Origin of the sequence: Nocardioides sp. Leaf307, from assembly GCF_001423135.1 — a bacterium.
GTDB classification, from domain to species: domain Bacteria; phylum Actinomycetota; class Actinomycetes; order Propionibacteriales; family Nocardioidaceae; genus Nocardioides; species Nocardioides kribbensis.
In genome coordinates, this window is the sequence record NZ_LMNY01000001.1 from 1,426,554 (window position 1) to 1,441,330 (window position 14,777).

12 protein-coding genes and 1 tRNA gene are annotated in these 14,777 nt (G+C 73.7%); 10 read left to right on the plus strand and 3 right to left on the minus strand.

The annotated features are described in order from the left end of the window. The 3 genes from ASF50_RS06500 to ASF50_RS06510 form a co-directional block, all read right to left on the minus strand. On the minus strand, positions 1-351 hold the full coding sequence (locus ASF50_RS06500; RefSeq protein WP_056864105.1) for an STAS domain-containing protein: 351 nt from the start codon (positions 349-351) through the stop codon (positions 1-3). Between the two features lie 166 nt (positions 352-517). Then, positions 518-1,969 carry a hypothetical protein gene (locus tag ASF50_RS06505; RefSeq protein ID WP_056903837.1) on the minus strand — a complete coding sequence of 484 codons (1,452 nt, stop codon included), beginning with the start codon at positions 1,967-1,969 and terminating at the stop codon, positions 518-520. A gap of 212 nt (positions 1,970-2,181) precedes the next feature. After that, positions 2,182-2,254: transfer RNA gene (locus ASF50_RS06510), tRNA-Arg, on the minus strand. Positions 2,255-2,379: 125 nt separating this feature from the next. Here ASF50_RS06510 and argS point away from each other — a divergent pair. The 10 genes from argS to prfA all read left to right on the plus strand — a co-directional run bounded on the left by argS (position 2,380) and on the right by prfA (position 14,777). Further along, complete coding sequence (argS, locus tag ASF50_RS06515) at positions 2,380-4,035, plus strand: arginine--tRNA ligase (protein WP_056864107.1); 1,656 nt, start codon at positions 2,380-2,382, stop codon at positions 4,033-4,035. Then, complete coding sequence (gene lysA, locus ASF50_RS06520) at positions 4,032-5,432, plus strand: diaminopimelate decarboxylase (RefSeq protein ID WP_056903838.1); 1,401 nt, start codon at positions 4,032-4,034, stop codon at positions 5,430-5,432. Before argS ends, lysA begins: the two co-directional genes overlap by 4 nt. Further along, positions 5,429-6,745 carry a homoserine dehydrogenase gene (locus tag ASF50_RS06525; RefSeq protein WP_056864109.1) on the plus strand — a complete coding sequence of 439 codons (1,317 nt, stop codon included), beginning with the start codon at positions 5,429-5,431 and terminating at the stop codon, positions 6,743-6,745. Before lysA ends, ASF50_RS06525 begins: the two co-directional genes overlap by 4 nt. After that, the gene (thrC, locus tag ASF50_RS06530; protein WP_056864110.1) at positions 6,742-7,836 is read left to right on the plus strand and encodes a threonine synthase; all 1,095 of its coding nucleotides are present in this window, start codon (positions 6,742-6,744) and stop codon (positions 7,834-7,836) included. Before ASF50_RS06525 ends, thrC begins: the two co-directional genes overlap by 4 nt. 7 nt (positions 7,837-7,843) lie before the next feature. Beyond that, positions 7,844-8,752 carry a homoserine kinase gene (thrB, locus tag ASF50_RS06535; protein WP_056864111.1) on the plus strand — a complete coding sequence of 303 codons (909 nt, stop codon included), beginning with the start codon at positions 7,844-7,846 and terminating at the stop codon, positions 8,750-8,752. Between the two features lie 257 nt (positions 8,753-9,009). Continuing rightward, on the plus strand, positions 9,010-11,214 hold the full coding sequence (gene rho / locus ASF50_RS06540; RefSeq protein ID WP_082502830.1) for a transcription termination factor Rho: 2,205 nt from the start codon (positions 9,010-9,012) through the stop codon (positions 11,212-11,214). 156 nt (positions 11,215-11,370) lie between these two features. Beyond that, a complete protein-coding gene (locus ASF50_RS06545) occupies positions 11,371-11,742 on the plus strand; it encodes a response regulator transcription factor (RefSeq protein ID WP_082500230.1) in 372 nt (123 codons plus the stop codon). Continuing rightward, positions 11,739-13,289, plus strand: coding sequence for a sensor histidine kinase (locus tag ASF50_RS06550; protein WP_056903840.1), 1,551 nt, complete (start codon positions 11,739-11,741; stop codon positions 13,287-13,289). The genes ASF50_RS06545 and ASF50_RS06550 overlap by 4 nt, the downstream gene beginning before the upstream one ends. Positions 13,290-13,373: 84 nt before the next feature. After that, the gene (gene rpmE / locus ASF50_RS06555) at positions 13,374-13,589 is read left to right on the plus strand and encodes a 50S ribosomal protein L31 (RefSeq protein ID WP_056864114.1); all 216 of its coding nucleotides are present in this window, start codon (positions 13,374-13,376) and stop codon (positions 13,587-13,589) included. Between the two features lie 114 nt (positions 13,590-13,703). Further along, positions 13,704-14,777 (plus strand): peptide chain release factor 1, encoded by a 1,074-nt coding sequence (prfA, locus tag ASF50_RS06560; protein WP_056864115.1) that lies wholly within the window; start codon positions 13,704-13,706, stop codon positions 14,775-14,777.

Here is a 14,777-nt window from a genome sequence, read left to right on the forward strand (position 1 = left end):
TCAGGCGACGGCACCCGGGGCGCCTGACGGGTCGGGCTCCTCGTCGTCGGGCGACTCCCGGTAGGGGAGGGCGACGACGGTGAGCATCCTCTGGGCCAGGGTGTCGCGCCGGGCGACCAGCTCGACTGACCCGCCGGCGCGTCGGGCCTGCGACATGGCCTTAGCCAGCACGCCGATCGCGACGCTGGGGAGGTAGTCGACGTCGCTGAGCTCGATCACGACCCGGCCGGTGTAGTCGGCGGAGTGTGCGGCGATCTGGTTGCGCAGCGTCATGACGGCGTACTCGTCGATGCTCCCGCTCACGGTGAGGACACCGGAGTCGAGGGTGCTGGTGAAGGGGCGCTCCTGCATGGTCGAACGATACCCGCACCGGAGCCGGCGCGGGGCTCCCCCGGGCGGGTGTGCGGGGACGGTGCCGGACACGGCGACGCCGGGGCGGCGGTGCCGCCCCGGCGTCGGGGTGCTGCTGGGGTGCTGCCGGTGTGCTGTCGGGGTGCTGCTGGGAGGCCGGGGAGGGTCAGCGCGGATAGATGCGTGAGCCGGCCCAGCCGACGTCGATCAGGTCGATGACGCCGGGGATCCGCACGGAGATGGCGCTGACCTCGGTGCCGTAGAAGTTGCTGCCGCCGGCGGGGATGCGGCCGAAGGTGATGACGCCGTTGTCGCCGAAGAGCACCTGGTCGCCGAGGGAGAGGTCGTCGGGCTTGATCGACTCGCCGTCGAGCAGGATGTCGGCGACCTTGACCTCGACCGTGCGGGCGACCTTCGTGCCGGCGCCCTTGCTCAGCAGGTCGATGCGCGAGCCGATGCCGGTGATGACCAGGCCGGCCGAGGGGATCTCGAGCCGGCCGAGGTTGCTGGCCACCATGGAGCGCGCGCGTCCGCGGGGCAGCTGCTCGCCGGAGTACTTGTACTCCAGCCCGGTCAGGGTGACCAGGCCCCCGAGCAGCACCTGGGCCTGCTCGACGGTCTTGGTGCGGACGTCGCCGCCGGTGCCCTCGCAGGGGATGGTCTGGGTGCCGATGCCCCCCATGTGCAGCAGGTCGTTGCCGGCGAAGAGGTCGAGGCCCATGACGGTGGAGCGGAAGACGCCCGAGCGCACGGGGCTGGAGATGCGGGTCTTGGCGCGGCCCAGCTGGAGCGTCGTCACCGAGTCGTTGGCCGCCTCGCTGGGGTCGACGTCGATCTTCAGCGCGTAGGTCTCCGAGGTGGCGAAGGTCTTCCCGACCGTGCCGCCGGAGCGACCGAGCCCGATCGAGCCGAGGCCGGGGATCTCGACTGTGTTGCCCGCGACCGACGACAGCAGCTCGACGAGCTGGTCGACGACCTGGGAGACGGGGGCCGTGGCGTCGTTGACGATGTCGAGCAGGTCGGCGAGCGGGGTGCCCTCGACCACCGTGTCGTCGTAGTCCAACGAGATGCCCTCGAAGCCGAAGGAGTGGTCGGTGCCGTAGGCGCCGCGGGCGCCGCGGGCGTCGACGGCGGAGCGGTCGTAGAAGGAGTCGGCGACCGAGCGCAGCCCCTCGATCCTGAGGGTCGGGATGGCGAGATCGTCGACGACCTCGCCGCCGATGGCGATGTCGGCGATGGTGTTGATGCCGCGCACTCCCGTGCGACCCGCGGTCTCGTAGGTCTCGTAGCTGCTGGTGCTGGGGGAGAGGTGGACCAGGTCGTCGGGGACGGGGAGCGTGTCGGTGCTGAGCAGCGAGCCCACGACGTCGGAGAGTCCGGCGGTGCGGGTGCAGGGCTGGTTGGCGCGCGCGTCCTTGAGGCTCTTCAGCTCCACGCCGCCCAGCAGCACCTTGGTGCCGTAGACGTTGGCCTTCATGCCGAAGTCGGTCAGCCGGCGCTCGGCCCGGGCGGAGGGGGCGTCCTCGGCCGTGGCCGTCGTGGGGGTGGTCAGGGTGCCGGCGAGGCCGGCGGCGCAGACCGCGGAGACCGCGACCGCCCGTCGAAGGGTCGTCTTCACTGTTCCTGCTTTCGTCAGCGAGTGGGGGCCGGCCGGGAGGGGCGCGTGAGGCCGTGCGGCCGGGTGCGCCTCCCGGGCCGAGGGACCCCGAGACCCCTCGTTGCTGAGTGAACGCCGGGCTGACGTGGAAGTTAGGTCACACGTCCGGCGGTCCAGACCACGACGGTGCCGCGCCCCTGAGAACCGGACGCGACGCGAGAAAGGAGAAGGTGTGCCCCCGGCAGGATTCGAACCTGCGGCACCTGGTACCGGAAACCAGTGCTCTATCCCCTGAGCTACGGAGGCGCTCACGCCGACCAGCGGCGCGGTTCCGAACCCTACAACCAGGCCGGCCCGGCGTCGAAGCCGGGCCGCCACGGGCCCGCGAGACCGTGGTCGGGTCGACCGCCCGACCTCGTTACCCTTGACCGGTGACTCCCGAGCAGCTCTCCGCCACCATCGTCGACGTCCTGTCGGCCCTCGTCGACGAGGGCTCGCTGACCCTCCCCGAGGGCGTCCCGACCAGCGTCACGGTGGAGCGACCCCGGCAGAAGGGGCACGGTGACTACGCCACCAACGTCGCGCTCCAGCTGGCCAAGAGGGCCGGCACCAACCCGCGGGCCCTGGCCGAGCTGGTCGCCGCGCGCCTCGGTGCGGTCGACGGCGTCGGCGAGGTCGAGATCGCCGGGCCGGGCTTCCTCAACATCACCGTGGAGGCCGGTGCTCAGGGCCGCGTCGCCCTCGACGTGCTCGCGGCCGGCGACCGCTACGGCGCGAGCCAGGCCTTCGCCGGCGAGAGGATCAACCTCGAGTTCGTCTCCGCGAACCCCACCGGCCCCATCCACATCGGCGGGGTGCGCTGGGCTGCTGTCGGTGACGCCCTGGGTCGGATCTTCACGATGACCGGTGCCGAGGTCACCCGGGAGTACTACTTCAACGACCACGGAGCGCAGATCGACCGGTTCAGCCGCTCGTTGCTGGCGAGCGCGCAGGGACGGCCCGCGCCCGAGGACGGCTATGGCGGCCAGTACATCCACGACATCGCGGCGGCCGTGGCGGAGCAGCGGCCCGAGGTGCGCGACCTCGACGACGAGAAGGCGCAGGAGGTGTTCCGCGCCGTCGGTGTCGACATGATGTTCGCCGAGATCAAGGCCAGCCTCCACGACTTCGGCGTCGACTTCGACGTCTACTTCCACGAGGACGACCTGCACCGCAGCGGGGCCGTGGAGCGGGCCATCGCGCGGCTCACCGAGATGGGCAACACCTACGAGGCCGACGGCGCCGTCTGGCTGCGCACCGAGCAGTTCGGCGACGACAAGGACCGGGTGATCATCAAGTCCGACGGTCAGGGCGCCTACATCTCCGGTGACCTCGCCTACTACCTCGACAAGCGGGAGCGCGGCTTCGACCGCTGCCTGATCATGCTGGGCGCCGACCACCACGGCTACGTCGGTCGGATGATGGCGATGTGCGCCGCCTTCGGCGACCGGCCGGGGGAGAACCTGGAGATCCTCATCGGCCAGATGGTCAACCTCCTCAAGGAGGGCGAGCCCGTGCGCATGTCGAAGCGGGCCGGCACGGTCATCACGCTGGAGGACCTGGTCGGCGCCATCGGCAAGGACGCCGCGCGCTATGCCCTGGCCCGCTACAGCTCCGACTCCAACATCGACCTCGACCTCGACCTGTGGGCCAAGTCGGGCAACGACAACCCCGTCTACTACGTGCAGTACGTCCACGCGCGCGTCTCGGGGATCCTGCGCAACGCCGCGGCCCTCGGCCTCGAGCCCGGCGACGCGATGCACCTGCTCACCCACGAGCGGGAGGGCGAGCTGCTGCGCGCGCTCGCCGAGCTCCCGCGCGTGGTGGCCAGCGCGGCCGAGCTGCGCGAGCCCCACCGGGTCGCGCGCTACCTGGAGGACACGGCGGGGGTCTACCACCGCTTCTACGACAGCTGCCGGGTGCTGCCGCTCGGCGACGAGGAGCCCAACGACCTGCACCGCGCCCGGCTGGCCCTGGTGGCGGCCACCCGGGTGGTCTTCGCCAACGGCCTCGGCCTGCTCGGCGTGAGCGCCCCGGAGCGGATGTGAGGGCGCACGAGGCCGGCTGGGCCCACGCCGAGGGGCCCCGCGGTCCCTCGTGGCTGCGCGAGCCCAGCGACCCCAACGACCTGGTCACCCACCTCTGGTCGACCACCGCGCGCAAGAGCGACGGCGTGCTGGAGGTCGGTGGCGTCGCGATGAGCGACCTCGTGGCCGAGCACGGGTCCCCGGCGTACGTGCTGGACGAGGCCGACTTCCGTGGCCGGGCCCGGGCCTTCCGCGACGCCTTCGCCGACTACGACGTCTTCTACGCCGGCAAGGCCTTCCTCAGCATCGCCGCCGCGCGCTGGATCGCCGAGGAGGGCCTCGGCCTCGACGTCTGCTCGGGCGGCGAGCTGAGCGTCGCCGAGCGCGCCGGCTTCCCGATGGCGCGCGTCGAGCTGCACGGCAACAACAAGACCGTCGGCGAGCTGGAGCGCGCCGTGCGCCTGGGCATCGGCCGGGTCGTCGTCGACTCCTTCGACGAGATCGAGCGGCTGGCGGCGGTCGTGGCCCGCGAGGGACTGCCGGCGCGCGTGATGGTCCGGGTGACGGCGGGCGTGGAGGCCCACACCCACGAGTACATCGCCACGGCCCACGAGGACCAGAAGTTCGGCTTCTCCATCACCTCCGGTGACGCGCTGGAGGCGGTGCGCCGCGTGCTCGACGCCCCCGGGCTCGAGCTCCTCGGCCTGCACTCCCACATCGGCTCGCAGATCTTCGACTCCGCCGGCTTCGAGGTCGCGGCCAAGCGAGTGCTGGCCCTGCACGCCCGGGTCGCGACCGAGCTCGGCGCGACGATGCCGCAGATGGACCTCGGCGGGGGCTTCGGCATCGCCTACACCACGCAGGACGACCCGGCCGAGCCCGCACGCCTGGCCGCGGAGATGTCGGCGATCGTGGCCCACGAGTGCCGCGCGCTGGGGATCGCCGAGCCCCACCTGTCGATCGAGCCCGGCCGGGCCATCGCGGGCCCCGCGATGTGCACCGTCTACGAGGTCGGCACGGTCAAGGCGGTGCGGCTCGACGGGGGAGCGGTGCGCACCTACGTCTCGGTCGACGGCGGCATGAGCGACAACATCCGCACGGCGCTCTACGACGCCGACTACTCCTGCACGCTCGCCTCGCGCGTCTCCGACGCCCCGCCCGTGCTCGCCCGTGTCGTCGGCAAGCACTGCGAGGCCGGCGACATCGTGGTCAAGGACGAGTTCCTGCCCGGCGACGTCGCCCCCGGAGACCTGCTGGCCGTGCCCGGCACCGGCGCCTACTGCCGGTCGATGGCCTCCAACTACAACCACGCGCTCCGCCCGCCCGTGATCGCGGTGCGGGACGGGGTCGCGCGCGTCGTGGTACGACGCGAGACTGAGGACGATCTGTTGGCAACCGACGTGGGTGGTCTCGAGTGAAGGAGAGCGACAAGTCGCTCGGTGTGGCGGTGCTGGGCTGCGGCTCGGTCGGGTCGCAGGTGGTGCGGCTGCTCCAGGAGCAGGCGGGCGACCTCGCGGCGCGCGTGGGCGCCCCGGTGGAGCTGGTGGGGGTCGCCGTACGGCGCCTCGACGCGGCGCGCGAGGTCGAGGTGCCCGAGGGGCTCCTGACCACCGACGCCGCGGCGCTGGTGGCCCGTGACGACGTCGACCTCGTGGTCGAGGTCATCGGCGGCATCGAGCCGGCCCGGGGCCTGATCCTCAGCGCCCTGGAGCACGGCGCGAGCGTGGTCACCGCCAACAAGGCCCTGCTGGCCGAGGACGGACCGACCCTCTTCGAGGCCGCCGAGAAGGCCGGCCGCGACATCTACTACGAGGCCGCGGTGGCCGGGGCGATCCCGATCCTGCGCCCGCTGCGGGAGTCGCTGGCCGGTGACACGGTCACCCGGGTGCTCGGCATCGTCAACGGCACGACCAACTTCATCCTCGACAAGATGGACACCTCGGGCGCCGGCTTCGGCGACGCCCTCCAGGAGGCCCAGGACCTCGGCTACGCCGAGGCCGACCCCACCGCCGACGTCGAGGGCTTCGACGCCGCGGCCAAGGCCGCGATCCTGGCCTCCCTGGCCTTCCACTCCCGTGTCACCGCCTCCGACGTGCACCGCGAGGGCATCTCCGAGGTGACCGCGGCCGACGTCGCCTCGGCGCGCGACATGGACAGCGTGGTCAAGCTGCTGGCGATCTGCGAGCTGCGCCCGGGTGCCGACGGCGGCGAGGACGCCGTGGCCGTGCGCGTGCACCCGGCCATGATCCCGCGCTCCCACCCGCTGGCCTCGGTGCGCGAGGCCTACAACGCGGTCTTCGTGGAGTCCGAGGCCGCGGGCCAGCTGATGTTCTACGGCCCTGGCGCCGGCGGGTCGCCGACGGCGTCGGCGGTGCTCGGCGACCTCGTGACCGTCGCCCGCAACCGCCTCGCCGGCACCCGCGGCGCCGGGGAGTCGGCCTACGCCGCGCGCGCCGTGCTGTCGATGGGCGAGAGCCGCACCCGCTACCACGTGGCGATCGACGTCGACGACCGCGCCGGCGTGCTCGCCACGGTCGCGCTGGCCTTCGCCGAGCACGACGTGTCGATCCAGACCGTGCGCCAGGAGGGTCGCGGCGACGACGCCCAGCTGGTCGTGGTGTCCCACGAGGCCACCGACGCCCAGCTCAGCGCCACCGTGGCGCACCTCAGGACCATGGACATCGTGCGTGACGTCACCTCCGTCATGCGTGTCGAAGGAGTTGCGGAATGACGACCACGGCCCCCAGGACCCCGGTCCGCACCCACCAGTGGCGCGGGGTGATCGAGGAGTACCGCGACCTGCTCGACCTCCCCGAGGGCACCCCGGCGGTGACCCTGCGCGAGGGCGGCACGCCCCTGGTCCACTCCGGCTGGCTCTCCGGCCTCACCGGCGCCGAGGTCCACCTCAAGGTCGAGGGCGACAACCCCACGGGGTCCTTCAAGGACCGTGGCATGACCGCCGCGATCTCGGTGGCCAAGCACCAGGGCGCCGAGGCCGTGGTCTGCGCCTCGACCGGCAACACCTCGGCCTCGATGGCCGCCTACGCCGCCAAGGCCGGCCTCAAGCCGCTCGTGCTCGTGCCCGAGGGCAAGATCGCCGCCGGCAAGATGGCCCAGGCCATCCTCCACGGCGCCCAGGTCATCATGGTGCGCGGCAACTTCGACGACTGCCTGGCCATCGCCCAGGGGCTGGCGAAGGACTACCCCGTCGCCCTGGTCAACTCCGTCAACCCGGTGCGCCTCGAGGGCCAGAAGACCGCGGCCTTCGAGATCGTCGACTTCCTCGGCGACGCCCCCGACTACCACCTGCTGCCGGTCGGCAACGCCGGCAACATCTCCGCCTACTGGCTCGGCTACCGCCAGTACGCCGAGCAGGGCGTCGCCACCCGCCGCCCGGTCATGCGCGGCTTCCAGGCCGAGGGCGCGAGCCCCCTGGTGACCGGGTCGCCGTTCCCGGCCCCCGAGACGAAGGCGACCGCGATCCGCATCGGCAACCCCGCGTCCTGGCACCTCGCGGTCGCCGCGGCCGAGGAGTCGGGCGGTCGATTCGCCGCGGTGAGCGACGAGCAGATCCTGGCCGCCCAGCGGCTGCTGGCCACCCACGACGGCGTCTTCGTCGAGCCGGCCTCGGCGGCCGGCGTGGCCGGTCTGCTGCAGGAGCTCGAGGCGGGGGAGTCCTACGCGGGTGCGACGGTGGTGGTCACCGTGACCGGCCACGGGCTCAAGGACACCGCGACGGCCCTCGAGGGTGTGGGTCCGCTGGTCGACACCGTGGTCGACGCCGACGTCTCCTCGGCGGCGCAGGCCGCCGGCCTGGCCTGAGGGCGGCGTGACCCGCTTCGTCGACGGGCCCGTGCACGTCTCGGTGCCGGCCACCTCGGCCAACCTCGGCCCCGGCTTCGACTCCCTCGGCCTCGCGCTCGACCTGCGCGACGAGCTCAGCGCCGAGGTCGTGGCCTCGGGTCTGGAGGTGGTCGTCGAGGGCATGGGCGCGGCCGACGTGCCGCGCGACGAGACCCACCTGGTGGTGCGCTCGATGCGGGCCGCGCTCGGCCTCATGGGCGCCGAGCCGCCGGGGCTTCGCCTGACCTGCCGCAACGTCGTGCCCCACGCCCGCGGTCTCGGCTCCTCCTCGGCCGCCATCGTGGCGGGCGTCAGCCTGGCCCGCGCGCTGGTGGCCGGCGGCTCCCTGCTGCTCGACGACGACGCGCTCTTCCGTCTCGCCGCCGAGATCGAGGGCCACCCCGACAACGTCGCCCCGGCTTTCTACGGCGGCTTCGTGATCTCCGGTCACGACGACGAGGGGTTCTACGCCGTCACCTCGCCGGTCGACCCGCGGGTCGGCGCGGTGGTGCTCGTGCCGCCGACCCCGCTGTCGACCGAGGTCGCCCGGGGCCTGCTGCCCGCCGAGGTGCCCCACGCCGACGCCGCCGCCGACGCAGGGCGCACGGCGCTCCTGGTCGCCGCGCTGGCCAGCCAGCCCGAGCAGCTGCTGCGGGCCACGCGCGACTACCTGCACCAGGACTACCGCCGGCCCGCCATGCCCGACTCGGTGGCGCTCGTCGACGCCCTGCGCGCCGACGGCGTGCCCGCGGTGGTCTCCGGCGCCGGGCCGACCGTGCTCGCCTTCGCGGAGGCGGGTCGCCCGGCCGCGGTGCGTGCCGTGCTCGACCGCGCGCCGCGCGGGTGGGAGGCGTCCTACGTCGCGGTGGACCGTGACGGGGTCCGCGTCTCCTGATCCCCGGCCCCGCGGGGCCGACGCGGTGCTACATTGACCGCACGCCGCAGCTCTCTCGGCCGGCACCGGGGGCATCGCCCCCAGCCTGCTCGGCCTCTCGGGCGCGGAACCTCCCCCGATCCCCGTCCTCACCGGCGGATCGTCCGCACGACCGGATCCCGGCCGTCGGACGCCCCACGGGGGAGCCAGACCCTCGGTCGCCGGCCTCTCCGCGCCCGGCCGAGGACCCCGCATCGATACGTGGCAAGGACCTTCACGTGACGGACACCCCGGACCCCACCTCGCCCGCGCCCGCAGGTGGCGACGCCCCCCGCAAGCGCGGAGGTGGGCTCAACTCCATGCTGCTCGCCGACCTCAAGGCGCTGGCGGCCGGCATGGGCGTCGCTGGCGCGGGCGGGATGCGCAAGGCGCAGCTCGTCGACGCGATCCGCTCGGCCCAGTCGGCCGGTGCGGCCGGCCCGGCGGCGGACGCTCTCGCCCAGACCCCGCCGCGCGCCACGCGCTCGCGGCGTACGGCGGGCGCCGGCGAGACGGCCGCCCCGTCGGACGGCGCACCGACCGCCGGCGGGTCGACCGACGGCGCGGCCGCCGACCCGGCGCCGGTCGCGGCCGCCGAGGCCGGCCCGGGCGGCACGACCCAGGTGCGCCAGGAGAGCCGCTCGGCCCGGGTGCGCGAGCGGCGTGCCGAGCGCGCCGCGACCGGGGCGGCCGACCAGCCGGCCCCGGACGCCCCGGCCGCGCGGGAGCAGGACCGACAGCAGGACCGCCAGGAGGACCGGCAGCAGGACCCTCAGCAGCGCGGTCAGGACAAGCAGGCGGGCCGTGGCCAGCAGGACCAGGACCAGCAGGGCAAGCAGTCCGGCAAGGGACAGCAGGACCAGCAGGGCAAGGACCACCGGGGCCAGGGCGGCAACGACCGCCAGCAGGGCAAGGACCAGCGCGGCAACGACCAGGGCAGCAAGGACCGGCAGCAGGACCGGCAGCAGGACCGGCAGCAGGACCGGCAGCAGGACCGGCAGCAGGGCAAGGACCAGCGCGGCCAGGGCGGCAACGACCAGGGTGGCCAGGGTGGCCAGGGTGGCCAGGGTGGCAACGACCAGGGCGGCAAGGACCAGGGCGGCAAGGACCAGGGCGGCAAGGACCAGGGCGGCCAGAACCGCGACGGCCAGAACCGCGACGGCCAGGGCGCCGAGCAGCAGGACGACGAGGGCGGCACGGGGCGCAACCGCCGCCGCCGGGGACGTGACCGCGAGCGGGGTCCGCGCGCGGCGGGCGGCGGGCGCAACGAGCCCGACACCCAGGTGCTCGACGACGACGTGCTCGTGCCGGCGGCCGGCATCCTCGACGTGCTCGACAACTACGCCTTCGTCCGCACGAGCGGTTACCTGCCGGGCACCGACGACGTCTACGTGTCGCTGTCGATGGTCCGCAAGTTCGGGCTGCGACGCGGTGACGCGCTCGTCGGGCAGGTGCGCCAGCCCCGCGAGGGCGAGCGCAAGGAGAAGTTCAACCCGATGGTGCGCATCGACTCCGTCAACGGCGCCGAGCCCGACACGGCCCGCCACCGCGTGGAGTTCGCGGCGCTGACGCCGGTGCACCCCGAGGAGCGGCTCCGGCTCGAGACCGGCCGTGCCGACGTCGTGGGCCGTGCCCTCGACCTCACCGCCCCGCTGGGCAAGGGGCAGCGGGCGCTGCTCGCGGCCCCGGGCCGCGCCGGCCGCACGACGGTGCTGCAGTCGGTGGCGCGCTCGGTGAGCACCAACAACCCCGAGTGCCACCTGATGGTCGTGCTCGTCGACGAGCGTCCCGAGGAGGTCACCGACTTCGAGCGGTCGGTGAAGGGCGAGGTCATCGCCTCGACCTTCGACCGCCCGCCGAGCGACCACACGATGGTCGCCGAGCTCGCGATCGAGCGGGCCAAGCGGCTCGTCGAGCTCGGCCACGACGTCGTGGTCCTGCTCGACGGACTGACCAGGCTGGGCCGCGCCTACAACCTCTCGCTGCCCTCGAGCGGGCGGGTGCTGCCCGGTGGCGTCGACGCCGCCGCGTTGCACCCCACGACACGGTTCTTCGGCGCCGCCCGCAACGTCGAGGACGGCGGGTCCCTCACGATCCTCGCCACGGCGGTCGTGGAGAGCGGCTCCCCGATCGACGAGCTGATCTTCGAGGAGCTGGCCGGCACGGCCAACGCCGAGATCCGGCTGCGCACCGACCTGGCCGACAAGCGGCTGCTCCCGGCGGTCGACGCGGCGCGGTCGGGCACGCGGCGCGAGGAGCTGCTCATGGGCGCCGAGGAGGTCGACATCGTGTGGGCCCTGCGTCACGAGCTGGCCGCCCTCGAGCCGCAGGCCGCCCAGGAGCTGCTGCTGGAGCGGCTGCGGGGCACCTCGACCAACATCGAGCTGCTCATGCAGGTCCAGCGCACCGCCGCTGCGGCTCCCACCGGTCGCGGCCGGGCCTGAGCGCCCGCGGCCGCTGGTCCGGGCCGTCACCGGTCCGGACCGGCGGCCCCCGTGCGCCCGGGGGAGGGACGTTCCGGCGCGCGCCGGGCCGAGGACGGCTACGCTGGCGGCTCCCCTCGACCCGTCCTGCCGTGCAACTCCCGAAAGGCTGACCACGTGGCCCGCATCCTGGTGGCCGACGACGACGTCGACATCCGAGAGCTCGTCGAGTTCAAGCTGAGCATGCTCGGTCACGAGATCACCGCCGTCGGTGACGGCGCGGCCGCGGTGGCCGCCTGCCAGGCCTCGCGCCCCGACCTGGCCGTGCTCGACGTCATGATGCCGGGGGTCTCGGGCCTCGACGCGATCAAGTCCATCCGGGCCGACCCGTCGCTGGCCGACCTGCCCGTCATCCTGCTGACCGCTCGGGCGCAGGAGTCCGACGTCGAGTCGGGCTTCGACTCCGGTGCCGACGACTACATCACCAAGCCGTTCAGCCCGCGCGAGCTGGCGTCGCGTGTGGAGGCCCTGCTCACCCGCACCCGATGAGGCGGAGCGGGGCGCACGCCGCGAGCGTCGAGGACCTCGTCGGCCTGGTGGTGCGCCGGCTGCTGGTCGTCGTGGTGGCCCTGGCCGTCGTCGCGGTGGGCGGGATGCTGCTGGCCGCCCAGGCGGTCTCGCGCGTGACCTCGGAGGTGACTCCCGCGGCGGAGTCCCACCAGGAGGTGCTCCAGGACCTCACCGACCTGGAGTCCGCGGTCGGTGCGTGGGCGCGCAGCGGCGACGCGGCGGCGCTGGCGGACTACCGCGAGGCCGCCGCACGCCTGCCCGGCCACGAGCGGGACGTCGCCGACTTCGCGGCCTCCGAGCCCGACCTCCAGCCGCTCCTGGCCTCGGAGCTCGAGGCCGGGCAGCGCTGGCGGGACCAGTACGCCGACCCGCGTGCCGCCGCCCCCGGCGGACCCGAGACCTTCGACCCCGCGCGCTTCGCCCTGGGCCAGGACCTCTTCTCCCGCTACCGCGCGGAGCACGCCGTCACCGCGCGGGCCTTCGACGACCTCACCGCGCAGGCCCGCACCCGGGCCTGGTGGCTGGTGGGCGCGACCATCGCGGCGACCCTGCTCCTCACCGCCCTGGCCGGACTGGTGGTGACGCGCGCGCGCCGTGACCTGCGCCGCGACCTCTCCCGGCCGCTGCAGGACCTCGAGACGGTCGTGCAGGACATGGCCGCGGGTCGCCTCGAGGTGCGGGCCGGCGACGGCGGCACCCGCGAGGTCCGCGCCGTCGCGGCGGCGCTCAACGAGCTCGCCGACGCCCAGGCCCGGGCGCGGGCCGTGGAGGCCCACATCCACGACGAGCTGCGCGAGCTCGACACGGCGCGCGACGACTTCGTCTCCAACGTCTCCCACGAGCTGCGCACGCCGCTGACGACGATCAGCGGCTACCTGGAGATGGTGGCCGAGGAGTTCGAGGACGCGATGGGCCCCCGTCACCAGCGCATGCTGGAGGCGACCACGCGCAACGTCGCCCGCCTGCGGCTGCTGATCGACGACCTGCTCACGCTGTCGCGGGCCGAGGCCCGCAGCACGAGCCTCGAGCAGGGCGACGTGCGCCTGCTGCTGCGCGACGTGCTCACCGACGTGGCCATCACGGCGGCCGGTCGCGACCTGAGGGTGGAGGTCGAGGAGCCCGAGGACCCGCTGTGGGTGCTGATGGACCGCGCGATGCTGGCGCGGGCCTTCCTCAACGTGATCGGCAACGCCGTGAAGTTCAGCCGGCCGGGCTCGGTGGTGACGGTGGCGGCCGGCGCGCACGAGGCCATGGTGCGGGTGACGGTGAGCGACAGCGGCATCGGCATCCCCGCCGACGAGGTCGACCAGCTGGGAGGCCGCTTCTTCCGCGCCTCCAACGCCGTCGACAACGAGATCGCCGGCACCGGCCTCGGGCTGCGCATCGTGCAGACCATCGTCGACAAGCACGGCGGCGACGTGCGGATCACCTCGGAGGAGGGGCGCGGCACCACGGTGGTGGTGCGCCTGCCCGAGCGCTCGGCGCGGCAGGGAATTGGGACGCCGGGCCCGACGTTGGCACAATGACCACCTGGCACCGGTTCACGTCCGCGCATCCCGCGCCGACGACCCGGCGCCCTCCCGGAGACGGGAACAGGAGATGAGGACAGCATGAAGAGCGACATCCACCCGACCTACGTGGACACCCAGGTCACCTGCACCTGCGGCGCCCAGTTCACGACCCGCAGCACCAAGGAGTCCGGCGAGATCCGCGCCGACGTGTGCTCGCAGTGCCACCCCTTCTACACCGGCAAGCAGAAGATCCTCGACACCGGCGGCCGCGTCGCCCGCTTCGAGGCCCGCTACGCCAAGGCTGCCAAGAAGTAGTCCTCCTCGAGCGCCGGTCCCCGTCCACCGTGACGGGGGCCGGCGCTCGTGTCGTACCACCAGGTTCTCCGACCCACGCCGCACCAGCACCGCTCACAGCACCCGGGAGGCTCCGTGTTCGAGGCAGTCGAGGGCATGCTCGGCGAGCACGCCGAGCTCGAGCGCCGGCTCGCCGCGCCCGAGACCCACGCCGACGCCCGGCTGGCCAAGCGCCTCAACCAGCGCTACGCCGCCCTGTCCTCGGTCATCGCCGCCTGGCGAGAGTGGACCGGTCTGGGCGAGGACGCCGAGGCGGCCCGCGAGCTCGGCGCCGAGGACCCCGCCTTCGCGGCGGAGGCCGAGGAGCTCCTGGCCCGCCGCGTCGTGGCCGAGGAGCGGCTGCGCCGGCTGCTGGTGCCCCGCGACGCCGCCGACGACAAGGACGCCCTGCTGGAGGTGAAGTCCGGCGAGGGCGGCGAGGAGTCGGCGCTGTTCGCCGGCGACCTGCTGCGGATGTACACCCGCTACGCCGAGACCCGTGGCTGGGCCCTGGAGGTCCTCGACGCCACCGAGTCCGACCTGGGCGGCTACAAGTCGGTCACCGTCGCGGTGAAGGCCAAGGGCACCCCGGAGCCGGGGGAGGCGCCCTACGCCCTGCTGAAGTTCGAGGGCGGGGTGCACCGCGTCCAGCGGGTGCCGGTGACCGAGTCGCAGGGGCGGGTCCACACCAGCGCCGCCGGGGTGCTCGTGCTCCCCGAGGCCGAGCAGGTCGACGTGCAGCTCGACGACAACGACCTGCGCATCGACGTCTTCCGCAGCAGCGGCCCGGGCGGCCAGAGCGTCAACACCACCGACTCCGCGGTGCGCATCACCCACGTGCCGAGCGGCATCGTGGCCAGCTGCCAGAACGAGAAGTCGCAGCTGCAGAACAAGGAGCAGGCACTGCGCATCCTGCGGGCCCGGCTGCTGGCCGTGGCCCAGGAGGCCGCCGACGCCGAGGCCAGCGACGCCCGTCGCAGCCAGGTCCGCACCGTCGACCGCTCCGAGCGGATCCGCACCTACAACTACCCCGAGAACCGCATCTCCGACCACCGCACCGGCTACAAGTCCTACAACCTCGACCAGGTGCTCGACGGCGCCCTCGAGCCCGTCATCGCCTCCAGCGTCGAGGCCGACCTGGCCGCGCGGCTCGCCGCGCTCGAGGACTGA

Excerpts from the sequence above, each read along its gene's own strand:
- ASF50_RS06500 (WP_056864105.1), bottom strand. The coding sequence starts at position 351 with ATGCAGGAGCGCCCCTTCACCAGCACCCTCGACTCCGGTGTCCTCACC.
- rpmE (WP_056864114.1), top strand. The coding sequence starts at position 13,374 with ATGAAGAGCGACATCCACCCGACCTACGTGGACACCCAGGTCACCTGC.
- thrC (WP_056864110.1), top strand. The coding sequence starts at position 6,742 with ATGACGACCACGGCCCCCAGGACCCCGGTCCGCACCCACCAGTGGCGC.
- ASF50_RS06550 (WP_056903840.1), top strand. The coding sequence starts at position 11,739 with ATGAGGCGGAGCGGGGCGCACGCCGCGAGCGTCGAGGACCTCGTCGGC.